Genomic DNA, 518 nt, shown 5'->3' on the forward strand with positions numbered 1-518 from the left:
ACCTCAGATTATATGTTTTTCACAATACAAGACGCTTGTGTTACCTCTTTATTTACCCATATTTTTAATGAACGCCTGGTTATTCCAGATTAAAATACTCTCATACAAAGCACTTTAATCTGAACAAACCCATGAATTACCCTTAAATTGGTGGAGCCGAGGAGGATCGAACTCCTGACCCCCTGCGTGCAAGGCAGGTGCTCTCCCAGCTGAGCTACGACCCCTTTTTTACTGCGATCTTTTTCTTTACCCTGCGTTGCATGCGCGCTCTCGTTCGGTCACATACTGATGTATGCTCCCTCTCTCTTTTGCGCCTGCGTCTTGATTAAAGAAAAATCTCTTGTAAAAATGCTTCGACTTGCGTTAGCTTTCGCTCGCTCTTCGCTCTCGCTTTCTGAGCATTTTACCAAGCCTTTTCAGGCATTAAGGACTCTTCATTCTTCTGAAAACAAACTGTGTGGGCACTTTAAATCTTTAGTGCTCTAATTAAGGAGGTGATCCAGCCGCAGGTTCCCCTA

Annotated in this window: 1 tRNA gene; it reads right to left on the reverse strand. The window is 43.8% G+C overall.

Annotated features, from left to right (window positions below):
* Positions 1-148 precede the first annotated feature (148 nt).
* A tRNA-Ala gene (locus Lste_RS03080) sits at positions 149-224 on the reverse strand.
* Positions 225-518 lie beyond the last annotated feature (294 nt).

Source organism: Legionella steelei (genome assembly GCF_001468005.1).
Taxonomy (GTDB): Bacteria; Pseudomonadota; Gammaproteobacteria; order Legionellales; family Legionellaceae; genus Legionella; species Legionella steelei.